29 protein-coding genes and 1 tRNA gene are annotated in these 23,745 nt (G+C 53.3%); 26 read left to right on the plus strand and 4 right to left on the minus strand.

What is annotated here, in order from left to right:
- Nucleotides 1-191 precede the first annotated feature (191 nt).
- The 6 genes from Q8O73_RS07060 (at nt 192) to Q8O73_RS07085 (ending at nt 5,895) form a co-directional block, all read left to right on the plus strand.
- On the plus strand, nt 192-1,115 hold the full coding sequence (locus Q8O73_RS07060) for a branched-chain amino acid ABC transporter permease LivH (protein WP_305556837.1): 924 nt from the start codon (nt 192-194) through the stop codon (nt 1,113-1,115).
- Nucleotides 1,115-2,635, plus strand: coding sequence for a high-affinity branched-chain amino acid ABC transporter permease LivM (gene livM, locus Q8O73_RS07065; protein WP_305556839.1), 1,521 nt, complete (start codon nt 1,115-1,117; stop codon nt 2,633-2,635). The genes Q8O73_RS07060 and livM overlap by 1 nt, the downstream gene beginning before the upstream one ends.
- Entirely contained in the window at nt 2,632-3,486 is an 855-nt protein-coding gene (locus tag Q8O73_RS07070; RefSeq protein WP_305556841.1) for an ABC transporter ATP-binding protein, read from the plus strand. The genes livM and Q8O73_RS07070 overlap by 4 nt, the downstream gene beginning before the upstream one ends.
- 20 nt (nt 3,487-3,506) lie before the next feature.
- Entirely contained in the window at nt 3,507-4,217 is a 711-nt protein-coding gene (locus tag Q8O73_RS07075; RefSeq protein WP_305557918.1) for an ABC transporter ATP-binding protein, read from the plus strand.
- 11 nt (nt 4,218-4,228) lie between these two features.
- Nucleotides 4,229-4,582: a DUF6867 family protein gene (locus Q8O73_RS07080; protein WP_305556843.1), complete on the plus strand. Its 354-nt coding sequence runs from the start codon at nt 4,229-4,231 to the stop codon at nt 4,580-4,582.
- A gap of 206 nt (nt 4,583-4,788) precedes the next feature.
- The gene (locus Q8O73_RS07085; RefSeq protein ID WP_305557919.1) at nt 4,789-5,895 is read left to right on the plus strand and encodes a branched-chain amino acid ABC transporter substrate-binding protein; all 1,107 of its coding nucleotides are present in this window, start codon (nt 4,789-4,791) and stop codon (nt 5,893-5,895) included.
- A 135-nt stretch (nt 5,896-6,030) separates the two neighbouring features.
- On the opposite strand, the gene Q8O73_RS07090 is transcribed toward Q8O73_RS07085, so the two are convergent.
- Nucleotides 6,031-6,450, minus strand: a complete 420-nt coding sequence (locus Q8O73_RS07090) for a MucR family transcriptional regulator (RefSeq protein ID WP_305556846.1) — start codon at nt 6,448-6,450, stop codon at nt 6,031-6,033.
- A 463-nt stretch (nt 6,451-6,913) separates the two neighbouring features.
- Here Q8O73_RS07090 and rpiB point away from each other — a divergent pair, with 463 nt between their 5' ends.
- From rpiB to thiL, 9 genes are all read left to right on the plus strand, one after another.
- Entirely contained in the window at nt 6,914-7,357 is a 444-nt protein-coding gene (gene rpiB, locus Q8O73_RS07095) for a ribose 5-phosphate isomerase B (protein ID WP_305557920.1), read from the plus strand.
- Nucleotides 7,358-7,432: 75 nt separating this feature from the next.
- Entirely contained in the window at nt 7,433-8,707 is a 1,275-nt protein-coding gene (gene glyA / locus Q8O73_RS07100; protein WP_305556848.1) for a serine hydroxymethyltransferase, read from the plus strand.
- A 25-nt stretch (nt 8,708-8,732) separates the two neighbouring features.
- Nucleotides 8,733-9,206, plus strand: coding sequence for a transcriptional regulator NrdR (gene nrdR, locus Q8O73_RS07105; protein WP_305556850.1), 474 nt, complete (start codon nt 8,733-8,735; stop codon nt 9,204-9,206).
- Entirely contained in the window at nt 9,206-10,324 is a 1,119-nt protein-coding gene (ribD, locus tag Q8O73_RS07110; RefSeq protein ID WP_305556853.1) for a bifunctional diaminohydroxyphosphoribosylaminopyrimidine deaminase/5-amino-6-(5-phosphoribosylamino)uracil reductase RibD, read from the plus strand. Before nrdR ends, ribD begins: the two co-directional genes overlap by 1 nt.
- A gap of 5 nt (nt 10,325-10,329) precedes the next feature.
- Nucleotides 10,330-10,917, plus strand: coding sequence for a riboflavin synthase (locus Q8O73_RS07115; RefSeq protein WP_305556856.1), 588 nt, complete (start codon nt 10,330-10,332; stop codon nt 10,915-10,917).
- 6 nt (nt 10,918-10,923) lie between these two features.
- On the plus strand, nt 10,924-12,081 hold the full coding sequence (gene ribB / locus Q8O73_RS07120) for a 3,4-dihydroxy-2-butanone-4-phosphate synthase (protein WP_305556859.1): 1,158 nt from the start codon (nt 10,924-10,926) through the stop codon (nt 12,079-12,081).
- On the plus strand, nt 12,078-12,545 hold the full coding sequence (locus Q8O73_RS07125) for a 6,7-dimethyl-8-ribityllumazine synthase (RefSeq protein ID WP_305556861.1): 468 nt from the start codon (nt 12,078-12,080) through the stop codon (nt 12,543-12,545). Before ribB ends, Q8O73_RS07125 begins: the two co-directional genes overlap by 4 nt.
- A gap of 2 nt (nt 12,546-12,547) precedes the next feature.
- Nucleotides 12,548-13,045 carry a transcription antitermination factor NusB gene (gene nusB, locus Q8O73_RS07130; RefSeq protein WP_305556863.1) on the plus strand — a complete coding sequence of 166 codons (498 nt, stop codon included), beginning with the start codon at nt 12,548-12,550 and terminating at the stop codon, nt 13,043-13,045.
- A 2-nt stretch (nt 13,046-13,047) separates the two neighbouring features.
- On the plus strand, nt 13,048-14,028 hold the full coding sequence (gene thiL / locus Q8O73_RS07135; RefSeq protein ID WP_305556865.1) for a thiamine-phosphate kinase: 981 nt from the start codon (nt 13,048-13,050) through the stop codon (nt 14,026-14,028).
- 19 nt (nt 14,029-14,047) lie between these two features.
- Here the strand turns inward: thiL and Q8O73_RS07140 are convergent, their stop codons facing one another.
- Nucleotides 14,048-14,497, minus strand: a complete 450-nt coding sequence (locus Q8O73_RS07140; protein ID WP_305556867.1) for an outer membrane protein assembly factor BamE — start codon at nt 14,495-14,497, stop codon at nt 14,048-14,050.
- Nucleotides 14,498-14,725: 228 nt separating this feature from the next.
- Between Q8O73_RS07140 and Q8O73_RS07145 the strand changes: the two genes are divergently transcribed.
- The 7 genes from Q8O73_RS07145 (at nt 14,726) to Q8O73_RS07175 (ending at nt 19,108) form a co-directional block, all read left to right on the plus strand.
- Entirely contained in the window at nt 14,726-15,205 is a 480-nt protein-coding gene (locus Q8O73_RS07145) for a ubiquinol-cytochrome C chaperone family protein (RefSeq protein ID WP_305556869.1), read from the plus strand.
- Nucleotides 15,206-15,222: 17 nt separating this feature from the next.
- Entirely contained in the window at nt 15,223-15,795 is a 573-nt protein-coding gene (locus Q8O73_RS07150) for a DUF177 domain-containing protein (RefSeq protein ID WP_305556871.1), read from the plus strand.
- A 145-nt stretch (nt 15,796-15,940) separates the two neighbouring features.
- The gene (plsX, locus tag Q8O73_RS07155) at nt 15,941-17,014 is read left to right on the plus strand and encodes a phosphate acyltransferase PlsX (protein WP_305556873.1); all 1,074 of its coding nucleotides are present in this window, start codon (nt 15,941-15,943) and stop codon (nt 17,012-17,014) included.
- Between the two features lie 41 nt (nt 17,015-17,055).
- Nucleotides 17,056-18,027 (plus strand): beta-ketoacyl-ACP synthase III, encoded by a 972-nt coding sequence (locus Q8O73_RS07160; protein ID WP_305556875.1) that lies wholly within the window; start codon nt 17,056-17,058, stop codon nt 18,025-18,027.
- Nucleotides 18,028-18,186: 159 nt separating this feature from the next.
- Nucleotides 18,187-18,477, plus strand: coding sequence for an integration host factor subunit alpha (locus tag Q8O73_RS07165; RefSeq protein WP_305556877.1), 291 nt, complete (start codon nt 18,187-18,189; stop codon nt 18,475-18,477).
- Between the two features lie 11 nt (nt 18,478-18,488).
- A complete protein-coding gene (locus Q8O73_RS07170) occupies nt 18,489-18,965 on the plus strand; it encodes a MerR family transcriptional regulator (protein WP_305556879.1) in 477 nt (158 codons plus the stop codon).
- A gap of 66 nt (nt 18,966-19,031) precedes the next feature.
- A tRNA-Pro gene (locus Q8O73_RS07175) sits at nt 19,032-19,108 on the plus strand.
- Between the two features lie 71 nt (nt 19,109-19,179).
- Here the strand turns inward: Q8O73_RS07175 and Q8O73_RS07180 are convergent.
- A complete protein-coding gene (locus tag Q8O73_RS07180) occupies nt 19,180-19,431 on the minus strand; it encodes a hypothetical protein (RefSeq protein WP_305556881.1) in 252 nt (83 codons plus the stop codon).
- Nucleotides 19,432-19,505: 74 nt separating this feature from the next.
- On the opposite strand from Q8O73_RS07180, the gene cutA reads away from it, so the two are divergent.
- Both cutA and Q8O73_RS07190 read left to right on the plus strand, forming a co-directional pair.
- The gene (cutA, locus tag Q8O73_RS07185) at nt 19,506-19,850 is read left to right on the plus strand and encodes a divalent-cation tolerance protein CutA (RefSeq protein ID WP_305556883.1); all 345 of its coding nucleotides are present in this window, start codon (nt 19,506-19,508) and stop codon (nt 19,848-19,850) included.
- Nucleotides 19,851-19,928: 78 nt separating this feature from the next.
- The gene (locus tag Q8O73_RS07190) at nt 19,929-20,483 is read left to right on the plus strand and encodes a septation protein A (protein WP_305556885.1); all 555 of its coding nucleotides are present in this window, start codon (nt 19,929-19,931) and stop codon (nt 20,481-20,483) included.
- On the opposite strand, the gene Q8O73_RS07195 is transcribed toward Q8O73_RS07190, so the two are convergent.
- Nucleotides 20,480-21,685: a bifunctional 2-C-methyl-D-erythritol 4-phosphate cytidylyltransferase/2-C-methyl-D-erythritol 2,4-cyclodiphosphate synthase gene (locus Q8O73_RS07195; protein WP_305556887.1), complete on the minus strand. Its 1,206-nt coding sequence runs from the start codon at nt 21,683-21,685 to the stop codon at nt 20,480-20,482. The genes Q8O73_RS07190 and Q8O73_RS07195 overlap by 4 nt on opposite strands.
- A 126-nt stretch (nt 21,686-21,811) precedes the next feature.
- Between Q8O73_RS07195 and Q8O73_RS07200 the strand changes: the two genes are divergently transcribed.
- A complete protein-coding gene (locus tag Q8O73_RS07200) occupies nt 21,812-22,621 on the plus strand; it encodes an inner membrane protein YpjD (RefSeq protein WP_305556890.1) in 810 nt (269 codons plus the stop codon).
- Between the two features lie 105 nt (nt 22,622-22,726).
- Entirely contained in the window at nt 22,727-23,734 is a 1,008-nt protein-coding gene (gene dusB / locus Q8O73_RS07205; protein WP_305556893.1) for a tRNA dihydrouridine synthase DusB, read from the plus strand.
- The last annotated feature ends 11 nt before the right edge of the window (nt 23,735-23,745 follow it).

The following is a 23,745-nucleotide window of genomic DNA, read 5'->3' on the forward strand; positions in this document are numbered from 1 at the left end:
ACAGAATGGTCGTGGCCGGGAACATAAAACGGGGAGAACCCCGATAACAAAAAGACGGAGGCTTCGGAGGTTTGCGAGGGGGCAATTGGGAGACGCACGTCTCACCAATCGATAATAGCATTTCCTTGTTTTGTACCTTCAGCCTTGCGGTCGAAGACGGCGTTTGTCTGTGCCAAATCTAAGGTTGAGCAATGGATTGGGCTTATTTTTTACAACAATTGATCAACGGTCTGACGCTGGGGGCCATTTATGGTCTTATCGCCATTGGTTACACCATGGTGTACGGCATCATCGGCATGATCAACTTCGCGCATGGCGAAATTTATATGCTGGGCGCGTTTCACTCCCTGATTACCTTCCTGATCTGTCAGGCGGCAGGGATTAGCGGCATTCTGCCGTTAACTCTTCTTTTGATGCTGTTTGTTTCCATGGTCCTGACCTCGATATATGGCTGGGGCGTGGAACGAATAGCCTATCGGCCCTTACGCGGGTCCTTCCGGCTGGCAGCCCTGATATCGGCCATCGGAATGTCGATCTTCTTGCAGAATTTCGTACAGATTTCGCAAGGTGCGCGCGTCAAACCGATCCAGCCACTGGTTGAAGGCGGTATTACCCTGCTTGACAGCACGGACTTTCATGTTCGGCTCAGCTATATGCAAATCATCATCATCCTTCTGACCTTTACGCTGATGGTGGTGTTCTCGCTGCTGATCGCCAAGACATCGCTTGGCCGGGCCCAGCGGGCCTGCGAACAGGATCGCACCATGGCGGGCCTTCTCGGCATCAATGTAGACCGCACAATTTCGACAACCTTTGTCATGGGTGCTGCTCTGGCGTCGGTTGCCGGTATGATGGTGACGCTTTATTACGGCGTGATCGACTTTTATATCGGCTTTCTTGCCGGTGTGAAGGCCTTCACCGCAGCCGTTCTGGGCGGGATCGGATCCTTGCCGGGCGCCATGCTGGGCGGGTTGCTGATCGGTCTTATCGAATCCTTCTGGTCGGGATACCTCACCATTGAATACAAGGATGTTGCAACATTCAGCATTCTGGTTCTGGTGCTTATTTTCCGTCCGTGGGGCCTGATGGGCAAGCCTGAGGTGGAGAAAGTCTAATGTCAGCCTTACTTACCTCTTCGAGAACTTCCGGTTCCGAGATTGTCAAGGAACTTGCGTTCTTTGCTGTGATTGCCTTGATGATGTCGGTCATGATCCTTGGGGTCAAAACCGTTGACCGGCCGACCGGCCTTGAGCTTGCCGTTCGCTGGGATCTGGTGGTGATCGCCATCCTGTCAACGATTGTCGGGCGGCTTGCCCTGATCGTCCGGCGTGAACATCTTTCGCGTCTTGGTCAGGCCATCCTCATTACGATTGCCGCCACAACGGTTTTTGAAATGTTCGTGCGGTTCCGCGAAATGGATGACCGTATGGCCCCACCAGTGACGCTTGACATGGCGTTTTCCAGCTTTGCCAGCGTTGTTGTTGCGATCATTCTGTTGGCGATTGTGTTTTCAATTGCCTATTTTACGGTTCGCAAACCCGGTGCGAATGAAGACGACAGCAAACCGAAACTGTCTGCCAAACTGCAGGTAGGTTATCGGGCAAACACCAAAAAGATCGGCATTCTCGGGATTGCTTTCTTTATCATGTTCCCGTTCTTTTTTGCCGGAGACCGTTCGGCGATTGACCTTGCTACTCTGGTGATGATTTACGTCATGCTGGGCTGGGGGTTGAATATCGTTGTCGGTCTGGCAGGTTTGCTGGATCTGGGCTATGTCGCATTTTATGCGGTTGGGGCCTATTCCTATGCGTTGCTGTCGCAAAGTTTCGGGCTGAGTTTCTGGATATGTCTGCCTTTGGCCGGTTTGTTTGCCGCATCGTTCGGGATCATTCTTGGTTTTCCGGTTCTGCGATTGCGCGGCGACTATCTGGCGATTGTGACGCTGGGTTTCGGGGAAATCATCCGTGTCGTTCTGATCAACTGGTATGATTTGACCCGCGGTCCGGATGGCATCGGTTCTATTGAACGTCCGACCTTTTTCGGTCTGGCCGATTTCGGGCGGCGTGTTCCTGAAGGCATGGTTGGCTTTAACGAACTGTTTGGCCTTGAATATTCGTCCATGCACCGGCTGATTTTTCTGTATTATCTGATCCTTGTTTTGGCGCTGATCACCAATTTCGTGACATTGCGGTTGCGTAAATTGCCGATTGGCCGAGCATGGGAAGCCCTGCGGGAAGATGAAATTGCCTGCCGTTCACTGGGCATCAATCCGACCAACACCAAACTGTCGGCCTTTGCGATTGGGGCCATGTTTGGCGGTTTTGCCGGTGCCTTCTTTGCCACCCGTCAGGGGTTCATCAGCCCGGAAAGTTTCACCTTCCTTGAATCTGCCGTCATTCTGGCCATCGTTGTGATGGGGGGCATGGGCAGTCAGATCGGGGTAGTTTTGGCGGCTTTTGTGATGATCGGCTTCCCGGAAATGTTCCGTGAACTGGCCGAATATCGCATGCTGATTTTCGGGGCAGGGATGGTTGCCATCATGTTGTGGCGTCCGCGTGGATTGCTGTCATTCCGTGATCCGACAATCTTGCTGCATATGACCCAAAAAGAAAAAGCTGTCGGAGAAACCAAATGACCGACAACAAACTGCTTGAAGTTGAACATCTCACCATGCGCTTTGGCGGTCTGGTGGCGATCGACAATCTTTCCTTCACGGCACGCAAGCGTGAAATCACCGCCATCATTGGTCCGAACGGGGCAGGGAAAACCACGGTTTTCAATTGCCTGACCGGGTTTTATGTCCCGACCGAAGGGCGATTGACCCTTCATGCCAATGACGGGCCGCGTTTGCTGGAACGGACCGAAGGGTTCCGTATTCCCCGTAATAACGGTGTGGCACGGACATTCCAGAACATCCGTTTGTTTACGGGTATGACGGTTCTGGAAAACCTGGTGGTTGCCCAACACAATCGTCTGATGGAAGCATCGTTCTTTTCGCTGGCCGGTCTTTTTAATCTGGGGCGCTATGCCAAAGCGGAAAAAGAATCGGTCGAAAAGGCAAAATTTTGGCTGAACAAAATCGGCTTGTATGAGTTTGCCGACTGGAATGCCGGAAACCTGCCCTATGGGTCACAGCGTCGTCTGGAAATTGCACGGGCAATGTGCGTTGATCCTTCGCTTCTGTGTCTCGACGAACCGGCGGCGGGGTTAAACCCGCGGGAGTCGGCCGAACTGAATGTGCTGCTTCAAAGCATTCGTGACGAGGAAGGTGTTGGCTTGTTGTTGATCGAGCATGACATGAGCGTGGTCATGAAGATTTCTGACCATGTCATCGTGCTGGATTATGGCAAGAAAATTGCCGACGGCAATCCTGACGCGGTCAAGAATGATCCGGCGGTTATTCGTGCTTATCTTGGTGAAGACGAGGACGATGAATTGCCACCGGAAGTTGCTGCGGATCTTAATCTTGATCCCAAAGCGCATTGAGGGAGGAGTTCGATATGACCATGCTGAAAATTGAAGGTGTTCACACCTTCTATGGCAATATCGAGGCCCTCAAGGGCATTGATATGGATGTTCAGGAAGGGGAAATTGTCACGCTGATTGGTGCTAATGGTGCCGGCAAGACAACTCTTTTGATGACATGTTGCGGCGCACCGCAAGCCAGCAAGGGACGGATTTTGTTTGAAGGGAAGGACATCAGCCGGATGCCGACCCACGAAATTTGCCATCTTGGTATCCAGCAATCCCCCGAAGGCCGCCGCATTTTTCCGCGGATGTCGGTTTTCGAGAATCTGCAAATGGGGGCTTGTACTCAGGATCCCAAGCATTTTGATTCCGATCTTGAAATGGTGTGTGATCTGTTTCCGCGCCTGAAAGAACGGATTAATCAGCGTGCAGGAACGATGTCTGGTGGCGAGCAACAAATGCTGGCAATCGGGCGGTCCCTGATGGGGCGTCCGCGCCTTTTACTGCTTGATGAACCTTCGCTGGGGCTTGCCCCTCTGGTCGTCAAACAGATTTTCGAGACCATCAAGACAATCAATCGGGAAAACAAGGTGACGGTTTTTCTGGTCGAGCAAAATGCGTTCCACGCCTTGAAATTGGCACATCGCGGATATGTGATGGTCAATGGCAATATCACCATGTCCGGGACCGGGGCCGAACTGCTTGCGAACCCGGAAGTGCGTGCGGCCTATCTCGAAGGCGGCCACTAGGAGGAGCCATTATGGAAGCAATTACCGGAACGACCCTGGGTGTAACCATCGGCATCACCATTATTTTGATGGGATTCTGTGCGTTCATGACCGGGCAGGCGATTGCCAACACCTGGCGATCCGCATCGCAGTTGTTGCCTTATGCCTTGCTGTTGGGGCTGACAGACCGTTTTCTTGTTTACGCCTTGTTTGAGGGCGAACTTCTGTCGGTCACGGGCTATATTTTTGATACAGTTATCCTGTTTGTGATTGCCACGGCAGCTTTCCGGATGACCCGTGTCAACAAGATGCTGTCGCAATATCCGTGGCTTTATGAACGGGTCAGCCCGTTTGCTTTTCGTCTGCGGGATGGTGCGACATTCTGATCTGGACGGTGACGGTTCGCCGTCACCGCTATATTGCTAAATTATTGGCAATACATGCGTTTGTGCTGTTGCGCACTCGAAATGGGGTGCTACAGTATGGGGAACTGAAATCGGTAATCGGCGCAAAAGCCGGGCCGGTTTCGGAACCGGAAAGATGGTTCTGGCATGGTGTTGGGACCAACCTTTGGAACAGGGAGACTTCTCTTATGTCGAAAACCAAACTCGGCCTTCTGGCAACTGCTTCGGCGCTTGTTATGTCGATGGGCATCGCCAAGGCAGATATCGTTATTGCGACTGTTGGCCCGATGACCGGTCCTTATGCCGCATTTGGCGAACAGATGACCAAGGGTGCGCAGAAGGCTGTTGAAGACCTCAATGCTGCTGGCGGCGTTCTGGGCGAGACGGTTGTTCTGGAAATCGGTGACGATGCTTGCGATCCGAAACAGGCTGTTGCTGTTGCCAACCAGCTTGTCAGCAAAAATGTTGCCCTTGTTGCCGGCCACTTCTGCTCGGGTTCTTCGATCCCGGCATCTGAAGTTTACTTTGAAGAAGGCATTCTTCAGATATCCCCGGCTTCAACCAATCCGCAACTGACCGAACGTGACATGGACAATGTGTTCCGTGTTTGTGGTCGTGACGATCAGCAGGGTGAAGTTGCCGGTAAATATCTGGCTGAAAACTATGGCGATAAACGTATTGCCATCGTTCATGACAAACAGGCCTATTCCAAAGGTCTGGCCGACGAAACCAAGAAAAACCTGAACGCTGCGGGTATTACCGAAGTTGTTTACGAAGCCATCACCCCGAACGAAAAAGACTATTCGGCACTGGTGACCAAGCTGAAATCCGAGAATATCGATATTCTCTATTACGGCGGCTATCACACCGAACTTGGCCTGATCGTTCGTCAGATGCGCAGCCAGGGCATGGATACCGCCGTTATGTCGGGCGATGCTCTGAACTCCCTTGAATATTGGGCCATCACCGGTGATGCCGGTTCGGGTACGTTGTTCACCAACGGTCCGAAACTGGAAGATGATCCGCGCAACGCCGAACTGGTCAAATACTATGAAGGTCAGGGTTATGTGCCGGAAGGTTACACCCTTTACACCTATGGCGCAGTTCAGGCATGGGCCCAGGCTGTTGCAAAAGCAGGCACCGTTGATAGCGAAGCCGTCAGCGAAGCCCTCAAAAGCGGTGACAGCTTTGACACCGTTCTGGGCTCGATTGCTTTTGATGCCAAAGGTGACGTCGCAGCTCCGGGTTATGTGATCTACAAATGGGAAGGTGGCGCGTACGACTACGTCAACTAATCCTGCCTGACAGACAAGCAGAAAGCCCGGCTAATCCGTTTGCCGGGCTTTTTGTTTACCCGGGCAAACAGAACAAAAAAAACGCCTCCGGCAAGGAAGGCGTTTTTTGCTGTCATTGACGAAGGGAAATATTGATTATTTCGCCTTGCGACCCAGACCAATTTTCTTGGCAAACTGCGAACGCTGTTTTGCGTAATTCGGCGCAACCATCGGATAATCAGCAGGAAGGCCCCATTTCGCACGATATTCTTCGGGGGTCAGATTATAGGTCGTGCGCAGGTGGCGTTTCAGCATCTTCAGTTTTTTGCCGTCTTCAAGGCAGATGATGAAATCATCGCCAATTGATTTTTTGATCGGAACTGCCGGTTTCAACGGTTCTGCTTCCGGTTCGATGTCACCCTGACGAAGATCGGAAAGGGATTTGTATACGGAACCGATAAATTCCGGAATCTGTGCCGATGCCATTGCATTATTGCTGACATAGGCGGAAACCAGATCAACCGTCATTTGCAACATTTCATTGCGGTCAAAAGCGTCATTATCAATATCAGACATTCTATATTCGTCCTTAAATTTACCCCAACTAACTTAACTAATGCCGTATTTGTTCAGTTCAGTCAATTGTCTCTTGACTTGAACAACGACCATTTTTCTTTTTTAGATAAAGATACCAGAATTTTGGAGAAATAATGGCAGCTATCATACTATTCAAATGTATAATTATTTGCATGATGCCGAATGATTTTTACCAAGCCTGAAAGATGAAATTACAGGTTTCAAAATATTATCTTTTCCTGTCGGTTTGAATTACGGCACTTTCGCGTTTTGATAGGTAACGCGACAATATGTATTTTCTAAAAAGTGTATTTCCCCAAGCAGAAAACATCATGAATCACACCGCTGCTTGGGATGTCAAATTAACCTGGCCGGTGCGCATGCTGCGCGTTGGCAAGTTGCGCTGCTATGTGTTAAAAGGCGCTCAAATTTCATCGGATGAGACATGGACAAGGACATATTGATGATCGCCAAACCCATAGCCATCGCCGCTGATCATGGCGGTGTCGATCTGAAATCCTCGATTGTCGCCCTGCTACAAGGGCAGGGGTATGAGGTGCAAGATCTTGGCACTGATGGCAGTGCATCGGTGGACTATCCTGATTATGCCTATTCAGTTGCCCATGCGATCAAATCGGGCAAGGCCGATCACGGCATTCTGATTTGTGGATCGGGGATTGGCATGAGTATTGCGGCCAACCGTTATCCTGAAATCCGGGCAGCTTTGGTTCATGACCGCCTGTCGGCAGAATTGTGCCGTCAACATAACAACGCCAATGTTTTGTGTCTGGGCGCACGCCTGTTGGGCGAAGCGACCGCACTTGATTGCGTCAAGGCCTTTGTCACCACCGAATTTGAAGGGGGTCGTCATCAGGGACGTATCGATAAACTGTCGAACCCTAAATAACGGCTTTCCTTCCTTTTGATAACCGGGGCCAGAGGGGCTCCATTTCCATTCCCCGCATTCCGAAAGGTCTTCATCATGTCCTTTAAAGGTTTTTTTTCTGACAGCCTGTCAGACAGCGATCCGGACTTGTTTAAATCCATCACTGATGAACTTGACCGCCAGCAAAACCAGATCGAACTGATTGCGTCAGAAAACATCGTGTCCAAAGCCGTGCTGGAAGCGCAGGGTTCGGTTCTGACCAACAAATATGCCGAAGGTTATGCCGGTCGTCGTTATTATGGCGGGTGTGAATTCGTTGATGTCGCCGAAGAACTGGCGGTCAATCGTGCCAAGGAACTGTTTGGCTGTGAATTCGTCAATGTGCAGCCCCATTCCGGCGCACAGGCAAACGGGGCGGTGATGTTGGCCCTGTTGCAGCCGGGAGACACCATTCTGGGCATGTCACTGGATGCTGGCGGCCATCTGACACACGGTGCGCGTCCAGCACAGTCGGGCAAATGGTTTAATGCCATTCAATATGGTGTGCGCGAACAGGATTTGCGGGTTGATTATGATGCGGTCGAGGCCCTTGCAATTGAACATCAGCCGAAAATGATCATTGCGGGCGGGTCCGCCATTCCGCGTCAGATCGATTTCAAGCGTTTCCGCGATATCGCCGACAAGGTTGGTGCCTGGTTGATGGTTGATATGGCGCATTTCGCCGGTCTGGTTGCCGGTGGTGTGCATCCGAGCCCGCTTCCTTATGCCGATGTGGTGACCACCACGACCCATAAAACCCTGCGCGGCCCGCGTGGCGGCATGATCCTGTCGAACAATCTTGAAATCGGCAAAAAGATCAATTCTGCTGTCTTCCCGGGATTGCAGGGGGGGCCGCTGATGCATGTGATCGCCGCCAAGGCCGTCGCCTTTGGCGAAGCTCTGCGTCCGGAATTCAAGGCCTATGCGCAACAGGTAGTTGATAATGCCAGCGTTCTGGCCGAAGTGCTGCTGAAACGCGGTTATGATATCGTGACCAAGGGTACCGATACCCATTTGATTCTGGTTGATTTGCGCCCCAAAGGCCTGAAAGGCAATACAGCAGAAGTCGCGCTGGAACGGGCCGGGATCACCTGCAATAAAAACGGCATTCCGTTTGATACCGAGAAACCGACCGTAACCTCGGGCATCCGTCTGGGAACACCTGCCGGAACCACTCGGGGCTTTGGCACCGATGAATTTGCCTATATCGGCGAACTGATTGCCGATGTTCTGGATGCGATGGTCGATAATCCCGAAGGCAACCCGAAAATCGAAGCCGATGTTCGGGCCAACGTGCGTGATTTGTGCCAGCGCTTTCCGATTTATGGCTGATCGCCAAACAGACGAGTAACATATCATGCGCTGCCCATTTTGCGGCCATACCGATACCCAGGTGAAAGATTCGCGTCCAACCGAAGAGCATCATGCCATTCGGCGGCGGCGGTTTTGTCCGGCCTGCGGATCACGGTTCACAACCTTTGAAAGAGTACAATTACGTGAACTGATGGTGGTCAAAAAGGATGGGCAGCGCCAGTTGTTTGACCGAGATAAACTGGCGCGGTCGATTTTTCTGGCCTGTCGTAAACGTCCGATTGACGATGAACGCATTGAAAAGGCGCTGAACGGTGTACAGCGTCGTCTTGAAAGCAGCGGCGAAAGCGACATTTCGACCGATACCATCGGCGAAATGGTGATGGAGGCGCTTAATGCCCTCGATCAGGTGGCCTATGTGCGCTACGCTTCGGTTTACAAGAATTTCCGCGAAGCGCGTGATTTCGAGGAATTTGTCGAAAACATGCAAGAGGGCGAGGAAGAGGCGGGCACTTCGTAATGGCAGTCGCCGCGTTTTCGGAAGATGACAAGCATTTCATGCGGGTCGCATTAAGCCTGTCCAAACGGGGTTTGGGCATTGTTTGGCCCAATCCGTCGGTTGGCTGTGTCATCATCAGGGGCGGAGAAATCGTCGGGCGCGGCTGGACCCAAAAGGGGGGGCGCCCGCATGCCGAACGCATGGCGCTGGCGATGGCCGGTGATCGGGCATCGGGGGCCTCGGTCTATGTCACCCTTGAACCTTGCAGTCATCATGGCGTTACACCACCCTGTGCTCGCGGACTGATTGAAGCAGGTGTGGGCCGTGTTGTCAGTGCGCTGGAAGACCCGGACCCGCGGGTCGCCGGGCGCGGACATCAAATGTTGCGCGACGCCGGTATCCGGGTCGATGTTGGCCTGATGGATGATGAAGCCCGCCGCATTAATGCCGGTTTTCTATCCCGCATCACTCAAAACCGTCCTTTGGTTACCCTGAAACTGGCGGCAACGCTGGATGGCCGGTCAGCCCTTGCCAATGGTCAAAGCCAGTGGATTACTGGCGCGCAGGCCCGCAATCGGGGGCATATGTTGCGCGCCACCCATGATGCGATTCTGGTTGGGGCGGATACGGTTCTTGCCGATGATCCCGACCTGACTTGCCGGATTGCCGGGATAGAGGATCGTTCGCCCGTTCGTATCATTCTGGATCGCACAGGCAAGGTCGGGACTGAATGCAAGCTGGTGCAAACTGCCACCCAAACTCCGACATGGTTGGTGACATCTGATGAAAATACCGACATCTGCCGCAACCGTTTTGCCAATAGCAAGGCCGAAGTCATTGCGGCGACATGTGATGCGAACCATCTTGATTTGAAAGATGTCCTGCATCGTCTGGCGGACAAAGGCGTGACCCGTATTCTGATTGAAAGCGGCGGGCGTTTGGCCGCCGGGTTTATTCGGGCTGGTCTGGTGGACCGGATCGTGCATTTTTCGGCACCGGGTTTCATCGGGGCAGAAGGATTGCCGGTGATTGGCGATCTGATGCTGGATGATCTTGTGGATATGCCGCGCTATCACCGTGCCGATTTTGAAAAAACAGGTGAAGATTTCATGATAACCTATGAAAAAGAAACGGAATAATCTGAATGTTTACCGGGATTGTGACCGATGTTGGAACCGTGCGTGCCATTCAGAAAAAGGGCGATACACGGTTTGAGTTCACCACGCAATTTGATACGGCAAAGATCGTTCTGGGCGCGTCGATTGCCTGTAACGGGGCCTGCATGACGGTTGTTGAAACCGGCAATGACTGGTTCGCGATTGAGGCATCAGCCGAAAGTCTGAATAAAACCACGCTGGGAAATCTTGCCGTCGGTGATCGCATCAATCTGGAACAATCCTTGCGCCTTGGTGATGAATTGGGCGGGCATATTGTATCTGGCCATATCGATGGTGTAGCGAAACTTGTCTCGCGCACACCCGAAGGGGATTCCGTCCGGATGGTTTTTGAATTACCCGAAGCATTTGCGCGGTATGTTGCGTCGAAAGGATCAATCACCCTTGATGGTGTGTCGCTGACCGTCAATGAGGTGACCGGTAACTGTTTTGGCATTAATCTGATTGCCCATACGCAAAATGAAACAACACTGGGGGCCAAACAACCCGGTGATCCGATCAATTTCGAGATCGACATGCTGGCGCGTTATGTCGCCCGCATGATGGGGAAGGAATAATCAATCATGCCGCATCGTTATCTTTCGCCGATTGAAGACGTGATTGAAGAAGCCCGTAACGGGCGGATGTTCATCCTTGTCGATGATGAAGATCGCGAAAATGAAGGTGATCTGGTCATTCCGGCCCAGATGGCAACACCCGATGCCATCAATTTCATGGCAACACACGGGCGCGGCCTGATTTGTCTGGCGCTGGAATCATCGCGTTGTGATCATTTGGGCCTGCCTTTGATGTCGGCCAGTAATGGCACCCGCCATGAAACCGCCTTCACCGTATCCATTGAGGCGCGGACCGGTGTAACCACCGGCATTTCCGCCCCGGATCGGGCCCGCACCATTTCGGTTGCGATTGATCCGGCGTGCGACCGCCACGAAATTGTGACTCCTGGCCATGTTTTTCCGCTGCGGGCCCGTGATGGCGGTGTTTTGGTGCGGGCGGGACATACCGAGGCATCGGTTGATATTTCGCGCCTTGCCGGACTTAATCCGTCCGGCGTGATTTGCGAAATCATGAATGATAATGGCGAAATGGCCCGTTTGCCGGAACTGGTTGAATTTGCCAAAAAACACAATTTGAAGATTGCGCAAATTGCCGATCTGATCCGTTATCGTCGCCGTCACGATAAACTGGTGCGTTGCAATGCGGTTACTAAAATCAACAGTATTCACGGCGGTATGTTTGACCTGCACCTATATGTCAACAACATCAATTATGCCGAACATATTGCCTTGGTCAAAGGCGACATTCTGGACGGAAAACCGGTTCTGACCCGTGTTCATGCCCTTAATGTGGTTGAAGATGTTCTGGGTGACCGTCAACCTGATCATGGTGGCGAATTGCAGACCGCCATGCAGATGATTGAAAACGAGGGCAGGGGCGTGATTGTTCTGATCCGCGAACCTCGTCCCAACAGTCTGTCATCGGCGGTTGCCCGCCTGATCGAGCGTCAGGGCGGCGATGGCACGGCCTTGCGTCAGCAAAGTGGCCATGCCACCGGCGACAATGATCTGCGGGATTATGGTGTCGGGGCGCAAATTTTGCATGATCTGGGTGTTCGTGACATGATTTTACTGTCAAATACCAAAAGACACATTGTAGGACTTGACGGCTTTGGTCTGAATCTGGTTGATCAGCGTCCGCTCAGCGTCACGGAGACAAAATGAACAACAACAATACCCCGCATATTCTGATTGTCGATGCACCCTATTACACCCATATCGTCACCGATCTGGTAAAGGGGGCCGCGGCAACCCTTGAGGCTGCCGGTGCCACTTGGGACCGGATTTCGGTATCGGGGGCGTTTGAGGTACCTGTCGCCATTCGCTATGCTGTACAATCGATGCAGGAACTGGCGACCGGGCCGCGTTATGACGGTTATCTGGCGCTGGGCTGTGTGATTCGGGGCGAAACAACGCATTATGATCATATTTGCAACGAGGCCAACCGCGCCCTGATGCAGCTATGCCTTGATTATAAACTGGCCATCGGAAATGGTATTCTGACCGTCGAAAACGAGGCGCAGGCCCTTGCGCGCGCCAAAGCCGACGAAAAGAACAAAGGGGGCGAAGCCGCCCGTGCCGTTTTGCGGATGATCGAAGTTCAACATCATTTTGGAATACACCACTAACAATGACCGAAAAACCCAATGCTTCTGCCGCCCAGCGCCGCAGTGCTGCACGTTTCGCCGCGATACAGGCCCTTTATCAGGCTGAATTGTCGCAGGATTCCGCCGGGACTGTCGTGCGGGAATATTCGGAATTCCGTCTGGACGGGGATGGCATTCGCGATCTGGATGAACCCAATGACAATCTGATTGATCCGGATCGCGGTTTTTTTGCCGATCTGGTTCAGGGTGTTGAAGCGCGCCGTGTCGATATTGACGGGCTGATTGATGCCGCCCTTGAAAAAGGCTGGTCAACCAAACGTCTGGAAACCGTTGTGCGCTGTATCATGCGGGCGGGAACCTATGAATTGATGATGCGAGAAGACGTCCCGATGAAAGTCGTCATCAGTGAATATGTAGATGTCGCCCATTCGTTTTTTGACGAAACCGAACCCAAACTGGTCAATGCGGTGCTTGATCGTATTGGCAAAACCCTGCGTCCGAACGAAGCTGGCAAGGTCTGACAATGGCGGCGCGATCCGGAGAATTTGACCTGATCGCCCGTTATTTCGCCCCGATTGCGGCACGTTCGCCTGCGTCTTTGGCGCTGCGCGACGATGCGGCGGTGTTTTCCCCGCCTCAAGGCCATGAAATTGTGGTTACCACCGATGCCCTTGTCGGCGCTGTTCATTTCCGCAGCGAAGATGACCCGGCCAACATCGCCTGCAAGGTTTTACGGGTCAATCTGTCCGATCTGGCGGCTATGGGGGCAACCCCGTCAGGGGTGGTTCTGACCACCGGTTTTAACCGAGGTGTTTCAGAAGACTGGATTGCCGCCTTTGCCAAAGGATTTGGCGAAGATTGCGCACGATATGATGTCGCCCTGCTGGGCGGTGATACGGTGGCAACGCCGGGACCCAGTTTTTTCAGCCTGACAGCCTTTGGATCGGTCAAAAGCGGACAAGCCTTGCGACGGGACCATGCCCGCATCGGTGATCTGGTTGCCGTAACGGGCACGATTGGCGACGCCGCACTGGGTCTTGCCGTTTTGCAGGATCGTTTGACGCCCGATAATGACGCAGATCGGGATCATTTGACCGGGCGATACTGGTTACCCCGTCCGCGTATGGCCACAGGGCAGATCTGTGCCACCCTTGGCAGGCGGATTGCGGCGATGGATATTTCAGACGGTTTGTTGGGTGATGCCCGCAAAGTTGCCGTGGCATCGGGCATCGGGATCGAGATTGACCGGACGAAAGTTCCCTTGTCCGACGCGGCGCAAAATTGCGTTAAAAACGCGGATGACTGGTGGGATATCATCCTTGATGGGGGCGATGATTACGAATTACTGATCTGTGCGCCGGATGATGTCATGGCGCAACTGGACGATCAGGTTACCATCATCGGTCGGGTCACTGATCAGGCTGGAAAAGTTTTCATAACGGGCCCGGATGGCAAAATGGTCGAAGCCGTTTCTCACAGCTTCGACCATTTTTCGGAACGTTGATGTGTTTTGGGACGAAAGATTATTCTGTGCCGCTGAAACGGCCCAGATTGCCGAAAAGCTGTTGCAGAATGGTGATTTCTTTACCCGATGTCGGGGTGATGCGGTCGCTTGGAATAACCGGTTTGCCATCTTCAAGGGTGTATTCGCTCAGGATATCGACGCGATTGGCGTGGTCAAAACTGACAAGGACAACCCTTTGATCGACAACTTCGGGGGCCAGAAAGGCAATAGTTTCGGTGCGACGTGAAATGTAAAGCCAGACATTTTCATCAAATGCCGCAATGCTGGACGGGGACCCTAACAGGTCAGTGACATCGCCCTTTGTCGATTGTCCGACGACAATTTTTTCAAGGGTTTCGGGTTCGGGCAAATTTCCCCGTGCTGCGATCCGTGGGCTGCATGCTGCGACGAAAGCAACTGCCAAACCGGCCAGAAAAAGAAAGGTGAAACGCTTTGATTTCGATTGCATTAAATTCACCGGAGCGATCCGTTTGTTAAAGTCTTCAGGAATTGCCTTGAGTTTCAGCGCAGGGCGCATGATATTGCCGGGCAATTGGACGACCGGATGGCCGCAGGATTTGAACGGCATTTTGCGTGCCATATCAGGAATGTCAACGAAGGAGTGTAACGGTTGTTTGGTTGGCTAAAGAAAAAAAGCAAAAACCAAAGTGTGGCGGCGGATTTGTACCGGTCCATTGTGACCCAGTCCCGCCAACCCGATTTTTTTGCGCGCCTTGGCGTTGCCGATACAATTGAAGGGCGTTTCGATCTTATTCTGGTCAATGCCTTTGTGGTGTTTCGCCGTCTGAAACAGGATCAGGCTGGTCGCGATCTGGCACAGCAGGTTTTTGACGCAATGTTCGCCGGTCTGGATCAGAATATGCGGGAAATGGGTATTGGCGATGTTGGTATTCTGAAGCGGGTACGCAAAATGTCCGAGTCCTATCACGGGCGGATCGTTGCCTATGAAGAAGGATTGCGCGATGGCGATGACGCCCTTGCTGCAGCCCTGAACCGTAATCTTTATGCCGATACCGAGGTGAAACCCGAACAGCTTGCCGCGATGGTCCGTTATGTGCATCTTGCCGATGCGGCGCTGGCCACACAAAAAAGCGAAGACCTGATGAAGGGCATCATTGCATTTCCGGACGCGCCGGAATGTACGCCTGAAAACTGAAATCATACGAGACCATAATGTCGAAAAACATCACCCCCGAATTTTCCCGGATCGTCAGAATCGACGAGTTGACGGAAAAGAAAAACACCATCGAACTGGAATCAAATGCTGCCGAACGAGCCGCCCTTGCAAAACGGTTTGACCTGATCGATCTGTCGGTTCTGAACGCCAAATTGAAACTGACCATCAATGGCAATGGCGAGGTCGCCGTGCGCGGCACCCTGCATGCCGAAATTGCCCAAAAATGTGTGGTCACACTCGATCCCGTTCCCGAAGTAATTGACGATGAAATCGAAGTTTTGTTTTCGCCGCATGTCAGCGAATCAGATTTGCCGTCAAGCCCGGATGATCTTGAAAATCTGAGCGAAGAAGAATTGATGGCATTGCTTGATCAGCCCGAGCCGTTGGTGGATGGGCGGATTGATCTGGGCGAGATTGTCGCGCAATATCTGGCGGTTGCCATGAATCCGTATCCGCGCAAGGAAGGTGCCGAGGCACCGGTACAGCTTGCCGACAATGACGAGGATGAAAAGCCAAATCCATTTGCAAAATTGGCCGCATTGAAAGACAAGCTGGAGCCGAAAGGCTGAGGCTGTTATTGCTTTGCCTTGTGTCGATCATGAATTTCCGGTAATTACGGGCGTTCTGATGCACCATTGGCGATCATGGACGAACCGGGGCTGCGGGGCCTGTATTTCCCGGTTCAGATGTTCAAAACAACCATAAGAGAATACATTGCCTGAACAGGTTTGCATTTCACTTGACGCGATGGGGGGAGACCACGCGCCCGACATGGTCGTGGCGGGTGCGGAAATCGCGCTGAAACGATTGCCTCATTTGACATTTTTGATGTATGGCGACGAAGCGCGGCTGCGACCGCTGCTGGCCGCATCTTCCCAGCTTGAGGCGGTCACCCAAATTCGTCATGCGTCGCAGGAAGTCACGATGGATGACAAGCCGTCGGTGGCCTTGCGCCAGCGCCGGGATTCCAGCATGCGTCTTGCCATCAATGCCGTTAAGGACGGTGAGGCGCAGGGCGTCATTTCTGCCGGGAATACCGGTGCCCTGATGGCGATGGCGAAATTCGTCCTTAAAACCGTCAAGGGGATCGACCGTCCGGCGATTGCTACCTATATGCCGACCCAGCGCGGGGAAACCGTGATGCTGGATCTGGGCGCGAATGTTGAATGTGACGAGAATAATCTGGTGCAATTCGCCCTGATGGGTGAGGTTTTTGCCCGCACCCTGTTTGGCCTTGAACGTCCGTCTGTCGGCATTCTCAATGTCGGGATTGAGGAACTCAAGGGCAATGAGTCGGTCAAAAAGGCCGCGGCCATCCTGCGCGCCATTGATTTGCCCATCCGGTTTGAAGGGTTCGTCGAAGGCGATGATCTTGCCAAGGGCACGGTTGATGTAATCGTAACCGACGGTTTTACCGGCAATGTCGCCCTGAAAACGGCCGAAGGCACGGCGCGTCTTCTGGTGCATTTCCTGCGCGAAACCTTTCAAAGTTCATTTGCCGCCAAAATTGGCTATCTCCTGGCCCGCCGTTCCTTGCAGCGTTTTCGTGACCGCATGGACCCGCGCCGCTATAACGGGGCCATGTTGCTGGGCCTGAACGGGATTGCCGTCAAAAGCCACGGCGGCACAGATGCTTTGGGCTTTTCCAATGCGATTGGTGTCTGTCATGACCTGATTGCCAACCGGCTCAATGATAGCATCAAAAAGGAACTGGCCTCTTTTGAAGAAGCGATGTCACGTACCGATCTTGAGGATGAAATCCTTCCGATGGCAGGCAATGCCGATTAAATCCGCCCATTATCCCTTCATAAACCGGCAGTCTTGAAATCATGACAGTTCGTTCGCGCATCATTGGTTGCGGCTCTTATCTTCCGTCAACGATTCTTACCAACGAAGAACTGGCCAGCCGGGTCGATACATCGGATGAATGGATTACAGCCCGCACCGGCATCAAGCAGCGCCATATTGCCGCCGAAGGTGAAACCACCAGCGATCTGGCCGTCAATGCCGCGCGGATGGCGATGGATCATGCCGGGATTACGGCTGCGGATATTGATCTGATCATTGTCGCCACGGCAACGCCCGACAATACCTTCCCTGCGACCGCAACCAAGGTACAGGCCCGCCTGGGCGTTACCGGGTTTGCCTTTGATATTCAGGCGGTTTGTTCGGGCTTTATCTATGCCCTGACCACGGCGGATATGTATATCCGCAACGGGCAGGCCAAAACCGCCCTGGTGATTGGCGCCGAAACATTTTCGCGCATTCTCGATTGGGAAGACCGCCGGACATGCGTTTTGTTTGGCGACGGGGCCGGGGCGGTGATCGTTCAGGCCACCACCGGCACCGGCAGCACGGACGATCAGGGTATTCTGGCGTCGCGCCTGCATTCGGATGGCAGTAAATACGAATTGTTATATGTCGATGGCGGCCCGTCATCGACCCAGACGGTTGGACATGTCCAGATGGAAGGCAAGGAAGTCTTTCGTCATGCGGTGACCAATCTTGCCAGCGTGATCCACGAGGTTCTGGCCGATACCGGCATGGATATTCATGATATTGACTGGCTGGTGCCGCATCAGGCCAACCGCCGCATTCTGGATGGCACGGCGCGGAAATTTGGCATTTCACCCGATAAAGTGGTGATCACCGTTGACCGGCATGCCAATACATCGGCAGCATCGATTCCGCTGGCGCTAAGCGAAGCCGTGCATGATGGCCGCATCAAACGCGGGCAGATTATTATTCTTGAGGCGATGGGGGGCGGTTTCACATGGGGGGCGAGCCTGATTCGCTGGTAAAAACCGGCATGGGAAATCGCGTTTTTCCAAATAAAAACCGGTATTTGCCGAAAAATTGACAAGATTGTGAGGAATTCTGCGTATCTTGTTGATATTGACTGATTTCGCCACCAGATATAACCTTGTGTATATTGTCCCGTTGTAAGGAGGCGACCTGCCATGTCGGATGCTACGGTAACCCGAGCTGATCTTGCCGAAGCGGTATACCAGGAGGTAGGGCTGTCTCGTAACGAGTCCGCTCAGCTTCTGGAAACGGTGCTTGATGAAATCTCGATGGCTCTCATCCGTGATGAGGTTGTGAAGATTTCCTCTTTTGGCAGTTTTTCTGTCCGCAAAAAGGGCGAGCGCATTGGCCGCAATCCCAAGACCGGCGAAGAAGTTCCGATCCTGCCGCGCAAGGTGCTGGTTTTCAGACCATCGCAGGTGCTTAAAGCACGCATTAACGCCTAAGTACGGAATTCATGAAAAAGAAATTGGGGGAAACGGCGGAAAATCGCCGTACCAGTAAATCTGACTCTGCTTTTCGCACCATCAGCGAAGCGGCCAGCGAACTTGGGCTGCAACAGCATGTGTTGAGATTCTGGGAATCCAGATTCAGCCAGATCAAACCGCTCAAACGGGCAGGCGGGCGGCGCTATTACCGCCCCGAAGATCTGGAGATGCTGGCAGCCATTCGATCATTGTTGCATGATCAGGGCTACACCATCAAAGGTGTCCAGAAACTGATTGCCCAGAATAACGGCCATCTGCCTGTTGGCGATGCACCGGACGCTTTCCCGGTTGATCCGGAAATGCCACCAGCAACAATTGCCCATCAGGCCCCGGTCGATGCTATCGGCCCTCGTGATCGAACGGCATTGGAAAACGTTCTGCGCGAATTGGAAAGCCTGCAATCGCTCTTGCAGGCAACGCGACAGAATTCCGGAGGAAATCCTTAAAAACCATTTGCGTCTGTGGCAAAGCGGGGCTATTTATCGTCCCGCGCTGCAAGGCGCACATACGGTCGGAGCGTGGCGCAGCCTGGTAGCGCACCTGCATGGGGTGCAGGGGGTCGGAGGTTCGAATCCTCTCGCTCCGACCAATATTTTCCCAAAACATTCTTATTGTTGTTTGCCCACGCAACCATGTTGTGTGGCATTCACCTGTTCCGGATCAGTCAGATGGTGCTGCGTTGGCCGCCCGACGACCGGCATCGGTCAGTTTGCAGATCAGCCAGTCGGGTTTGACCGGATTATCGAACCACGGGGCGGCCCAGCCATGTTCGATGCAACTGCGCACGGTCTTTTCGCCAATCTGGCGACCATTTTCGTCAAATAACGGCAATTTACCACCGGGTTGGCTCAGGCCGCGCCGCAGCCATTGCAATTGTACCTTGGTCGGTTGAATCTGTTTTTTGCCAGCCATCCAGAATTCCCCGTAAAACATATTGCGCCCAGATGGTATCAGTGTGGCGGATAATAGCCAAAGGAGCAATCTCGATGACAATCGACCGTTTTACAGAATCCGGGATGGTGTTTTTGTACGTGACTGTCCCCGATGCCGATTGCGCCCGACGCCTTGCCACGGCGGCCATTACCGAGAAACTGGCGGCCTGCGCCAATATTCTGCCACAGATGCAGGCAATTTATGAATGGGACGGCAAAATCGAACAATCGGACGAACTTGTGATGATCCTGAAAACGTCACAGGAACTCGCCCCAACGCTTGCGCAGAAGGTCGCAGATGACCATCCTTATGAGGTACCCTGCATTCTGGAAATACCGCTGGGGCGCGGACATGATGCCTATATTGCGTGGTTGGGCGAACAAACGAGGCATTCATGATATCGGGATGAGGATTGCACCACGGGCCACCAGTCATTAGGATAAGCCGAGCAATGATTATGGATACAAGATAAACCAATGAACCAGATGACCAAGCTGGCGCTTGAAATGGGGCCGCTGATCCTGTTTTTTGCCGTCAATGCCACCCGCGACCTGATGACGGCAACCGCTGTTTTTGTCGTGGCAACCATTATTGCCTTGGGGGCGTCCTTTTCCCTGACACGCACCATTCCGGTCATGCCGTTGATTGGCGGGGTTTTCGTCATCGTGTTTGGTGGTTTGACGCTGTATCTTGATGATGAATTATTCATCAAAATCAAACCGACCATCGTCAATATGCTGTTTGCGACCATCCTGTTGGGTGGTTTGATGGCGCGAAAGCTGTTCTTGAAACTGGTTCTGGAATCGGCATTCAAGGCAACGGATGAGGGCTGGCGCATTCTGACATGGCGCTGGAGTCTGTTTTTTGTCTTTCTGGCCGTCGTTAATGAAATCGTCTGGCGCAATTTCAGCACCGATGCCTGGGTGACCTTCAAGGTCTGGGGCATCATGCCGATCACCATGCTGTTTGCCATGGCACAGGTGCCGGTCCTGATGAAACATCAGCTTGCCGACGAGACCGACGCCGCTTAATCCCCGACAATTGGCAGGGCGATGCTGACAACGGCTTGGGCGGCAATGCCTTCTTCGCGGCCGGTAAAGCCCATTCTTTCGGTTGTCGTCGCCTTGACATTGACCCGTTCGACCGCGATTCCCAGAATATCGGCCACACAGGCCCGCATTTTTTCGGTGTGCGGGCCGATTTTCGGGCGTTCGCAGATCAGGGTGATATCGGCATTGACAATGCGCCCGCCGCGCTGCGCAATCAGATTAACAGCATGGCGGACAAACTGGTCTGATGCTGCCCCTTTCCATTGCGGATCGGTGGGCGGGAAGTGTTGACCGATATCCCCGGCACCAATCGCGCCCAACAAGGCATCGGTCAGGGTATGCAGGCCGACATCGGCATCCGAATGCCCATCCAGCCGCGCCGTATGGGGAACGGCGACCCCGCATAAAATACATTCGGTGCCCGGTACAAACCGGTGGACGTCAAAGCCGGTGCCGGTGCGGAATTCTTCGCGGGTCATGAGAAATGTGTCCTGATTTAAATCGGTGTCGGAAATCATCTGACGGGCGCGGATCATATCGTCGCGCTGCGTGATCTTGTCATTGGCGTCACTGCCCTCAACGCACACTACATCACATCCGTCCTGCTCCAGCAAACTGGCATCATCGGTCATTTCCTGACCTTCATGACGCAAATGCGCGGCCAGAATTTTATCGAACTGAAACCCTTGCGGGGTTTGGGCGCGGTGCAAGGTGCTGCGCGGAATGGTCGTCCGGATCACGCCATCACCATCGCATTGCTTGATGGTATCAAGCACCGGCAGGGTCGGAATTGCGCCATCATGGTGGGCCAGTGCCGCGAGAACCCGCGCAATCACCTCATCTGAAATACCGGGCCGGGCGGCATCATGGATCAGGACATTGTCGGGTTGCGGGTCACAATTTGCCAGTGCCTGCAAGCCATTCAGAACCGATTGTTGGCGTGTCGCCCCACCGGCAACAGGCGACGGCAGAGCAAGATCGCCCACTGCCGTATCATACATATCCCGGTGATCGGGATGGATGACCACCTGAATATTACCTTGCGGGCAGAATGCCATGAACCGTTCAACACAGTGGCGCAGCAGGCTTTTGCCGCCAATTTCGTGATATTGTTTTGGTCTTGGATCGCCAAATCTGCTACCGCTGCCTGCTGCAACGATGACAACCGATATTTTTTTGGTCATAAACATGATGCCGTGACTTGTCCAAAGTGCGCCGCAGGCTATCTTTCCATGCGGGCTTTGCCAAGATGGCAATGCGTTTTGCCCCTATCTTTTCACCCTGCGCCGATAACAGATCGGAAAACCTGTATGCTTGCCACCGTCATTCATATCCTCAGCCTGTTGCCCCTTGCCACCCAAATCCTGCGCAAAGACCCGCAACGCGATATCTGGATGTTTGCCTCGGTTGGTACGGCCATTCTGGGGACAATTGCGGTTTTGGGGTTAAGCGGCGAGGCGGCACAGTCGCGGGGTTTCAGTGCCGCCCTGCATTGGTCGGAACTTGCCGTTGTTCTGATTTTTGGCGGTTTGGCCGGATGCGATGGCAAACACCAGATCTGGCGATTGTCGGGTTATATCGGGTCTTATTTGTTATTGCTGGGCGTTATTGCCGCTGTTTTCGGGGCATTCGACAGTCGCATTCCGGCCCCGGCAAGTGACGAGTCTTTTTATTCGACATGGCTTTGGGTGCATATCGGCACCTCGCTTGTTACGTATGCGCTGGTGACGTTGGCGGCGATTGCGGCGATGGGCTATGTCATACAGGAATATGCCCTTAAGAATCGCAAGCCAAACCGTTGGAGCCGCCGGTTGCCACCCTTGCGCGATAGCGAACAGATGCTGGTCAGTTTCCTTAAATGGTCGGCATGGATTTTGGTGGCGGGCATCATTACCGGATTTGCCTTGCGCCAGATGGACGGGGTGCCATTGTGGTCGGTGGATCACAAGATGATGCTGACCTTGCTGGGCTTTGCGGTGATTTGCGCCCTGATCCTGATTCATGAAAGATCAACCTTGCGGGGCCGGATGGCCGTGCGGTTTGTTCTGGGCGCGTATTTGTTGCTGACGCTGGCCTTTCCGGGGGTCCGGCTGGTATCGGCCTATCTGGTCGGGACGTGATTTACGCATCCCTCTAAGACCAAAGTTGCCAAAAAGCGCAGAGTTGTTGCACTTGGCGCAGACATTCATTAACCTGCCCAAGTTTTAGGCAAAAGAGTTTCCTCCATGTCCTTGCAGATCGGTTCGGTGTGTGTGCCGGAAAATGTGATTCTGGCTCCGATGTCTGGTGTCACTGACCTTCCATTTCGTCAACAGGTCCGCCGTTTTGGCGGGCATCTTGTTGTGTCTGAAATGATTGCGTCAGATGCCATGACACGCCTGCAACGCCACCAGAAGGAAGTGCGCAAGATGCATGGCGATTGTGCAGCCGAAAGCCCACTTTCCGTGCAACTGGCCGGGACCGATCCCGACGAAATGGCCGAAGCCGCCAGAATGAACGAAGACCGTGGTGCCATGATCATTGACATCAATATGGGCTGCCCGGCGAAAAAAGTGACCAAGGGCTATGCTGGATCGGCCCTGATGCGGCAGGAATCCCTGGCTGCCAACATTATTGCGGCAACGGTCCGGGCTGTTTCGGTGCCGGTGACGCTGAAAATGCGGCTGGGCTGGGACGATGATCACCGCAATGCACCCAAACTGGCAAAAATCGCCGAAGATCTGGGTATCCAAATGCTGACCATTCATGGACGGACCCGTTGCCAGTTTTACAAGGGGGGTGCGGACTGGGACGCGATTGCCGAGGTTAAAAATGCCGTATCGATTCCGGTGATTGGCAATGGCGATGTCAAAACCGAGGAAGATGCCGCCGAATTATTGCGTCGGTCCGGTGCGGATGGAGTGATGATCGGGCGTGGAGCACAAGGGCGCCCATGGTTCCTGACGCAGGTATCGCATTATTTGCGCACCGGCCAGAAATTGCCTGCCCCCGATATGACCTGCCAGCTTGAGACGATCTTGCGTCATTATGATGCGATGATCGATCATCATGGCGACCGACAGGGCAGCCGGATCGCCCGCAAACATTTATCGTGGTATTGCAATGGGCTGCGCGACGCCACAGAGTTCCGCCGAATTGTGAATGTCCTTGAAGAACCGGAAGAGGTCAAAAACGCCATTCGGACTTTCTATGAACCGCTGGTTCAGGCATCAGACCACTATCAGGCCGCCTGAATTCGTCTTCT

Origin of the sequence: Thalassospira sp., from assembly GCF_030690045.1 — a bacterium.
GTDB lineage: Bacteria > Pseudomonadota > Alphaproteobacteria > Rhodospirillales > Thalassospiraceae > Thalassospira.

Excerpts from the sequence above, each read along its gene's own strand:
- Q8O73_RS07060 (WP_305556837.1), top strand. The coding sequence starts at position 192 with ATGGATTGGGCTTATTTTTTACAACAATTGATCAACGGTCTGACGCTG.
- livM (WP_305556839.1), top strand. The coding sequence starts at position 1,115 with ATGTCAGCCTTACTTACCTCTTCGAGAACTTCCGGTTCCGAGATTGTC.
- Q8O73_RS07070 (WP_305556841.1), top strand. The coding sequence starts at position 2,632 with ATGACCGACAACAAACTGCTTGAAGTTGAACATCTCACCATGCGCTTT.
- Q8O73_RS07075 (WP_305557918.1), top strand. The coding sequence starts at position 3,507 with ATGCTGAAAATTGAAGGTGTTCACACCTTCTATGGCAATATCGAGGCC.
- Q8O73_RS07080 (WP_305556843.1), top strand. The coding sequence starts at position 4,229 with ATGGAAGCAATTACCGGAACGACCCTGGGTGTAACCATCGGCATCACC.
- Q8O73_RS07085 (WP_305557919.1), top strand. The coding sequence starts at position 4,789 with ATGTCGAAAACCAAACTCGGCCTTCTGGCAACTGCTTCGGCGCTTGTT.
- Q8O73_RS07090 (WP_305556846.1), bottom strand. The coding sequence starts at position 6,450 with ATGTCTGATATTGATAATGACGCTTTTGACCGCAATGAAATGTTGCAA.
- rpiB (WP_305557920.1), top strand. The coding sequence starts at position 6,914 with ATGATCGCCAAACCCATAGCCATCGCCGCTGATCATGGCGGTGTCGAT.
- glyA (WP_305556848.1), top strand. The coding sequence starts at position 7,433 with ATGTCCTTTAAAGGTTTTTTTTCTGACAGCCTGTCAGACAGCGATCCG.
- nrdR (WP_305556850.1), top strand. The coding sequence starts at position 8,733 with ATGCGCTGCCCATTTTGCGGCCATACCGATACCCAGGTGAAAGATTCG.
- ribD (WP_305556853.1), top strand. The coding sequence starts at position 9,206 with ATGGCAGTCGCCGCGTTTTCGGAAGATGACAAGCATTTCATGCGGGTC.
- Q8O73_RS07115 (WP_305556856.1), top strand. The coding sequence starts at position 10,330 with ATGTTTACCGGGATTGTGACCGATGTTGGAACCGTGCGTGCCATTCAG.
- ribB (WP_305556859.1), top strand. The coding sequence starts at position 10,924 with ATGCCGCATCGTTATCTTTCGCCGATTGAAGACGTGATTGAAGAAGCC.
- Q8O73_RS07125 (WP_305556861.1), top strand. The coding sequence starts at position 12,078 with ATGAACAACAACAATACCCCGCATATTCTGATTGTCGATGCACCCTAT.
- nusB (WP_305556863.1), top strand. The coding sequence starts at position 12,548 with ATGACCGAAAAACCCAATGCTTCTGCCGCCCAGCGCCGCAGTGCTGCA.
- thiL (WP_305556865.1), top strand. The coding sequence starts at position 13,048 with ATGGCGGCGCGATCCGGAGAATTTGACCTGATCGCCCGTTATTTCGCC.
- Q8O73_RS07140 (WP_305556867.1), bottom strand. The coding sequence starts at position 14,497 with ATGCAATCGAAATCAAAGCGTTTCACCTTTCTTTTTCTGGCCGGTTTG.
- Q8O73_RS07150 (WP_305556871.1), top strand. The coding sequence starts at position 15,223 with ATGTCGAAAAACATCACCCCCGAATTTTCCCGGATCGTCAGAATCGAC.
- Q8O73_RS07160 (WP_305556875.1), top strand. The coding sequence starts at position 17,056 with ATGACAGTTCGTTCGCGCATCATTGGTTGCGGCTCTTATCTTCCGTCA.
- Q8O73_RS07165 (WP_305556877.1), top strand. The coding sequence starts at position 18,187 with ATGTCGGATGCTACGGTAACCCGAGCTGATCTTGCCGAAGCGGTATAC.
- Q8O73_RS07170 (WP_305556879.1), top strand. The coding sequence starts at position 18,489 with ATGAAAAAGAAATTGGGGGAAACGGCGGAAAATCGCCGTACCAGTAAA.
- Q8O73_RS07180 (WP_305556881.1), bottom strand. The coding sequence starts at position 19,431 with ATGGCTGGCAAAAAACAGATTCAACCGACCAAGGTACAATTGCAATGG.
- cutA (WP_305556883.1), top strand. The coding sequence starts at position 19,506 with ATGACAATCGACCGTTTTACAGAATCCGGGATGGTGTTTTTGTACGTG.
- Q8O73_RS07190 (WP_305556885.1), top strand. The coding sequence starts at position 19,929 with ATGAACCAGATGACCAAGCTGGCGCTTGAAATGGGGCCGCTGATCCTG.
- Q8O73_RS07195 (WP_305556887.1), bottom strand. The coding sequence starts at position 21,685 with ATGACCAAAAAAATATCGGTTGTCATCGTTGCAGCAGGCAGCGGTAGC.
- Q8O73_RS07200 (WP_305556890.1), top strand. The coding sequence starts at position 21,812 with ATGCTTGCCACCGTCATTCATATCCTCAGCCTGTTGCCCCTTGCCACC.
- dusB (WP_305556893.1), top strand. The coding sequence starts at position 22,727 with ATGTCCTTGCAGATCGGTTCGGTGTGTGTGCCGGAAAATGTGATTCTG.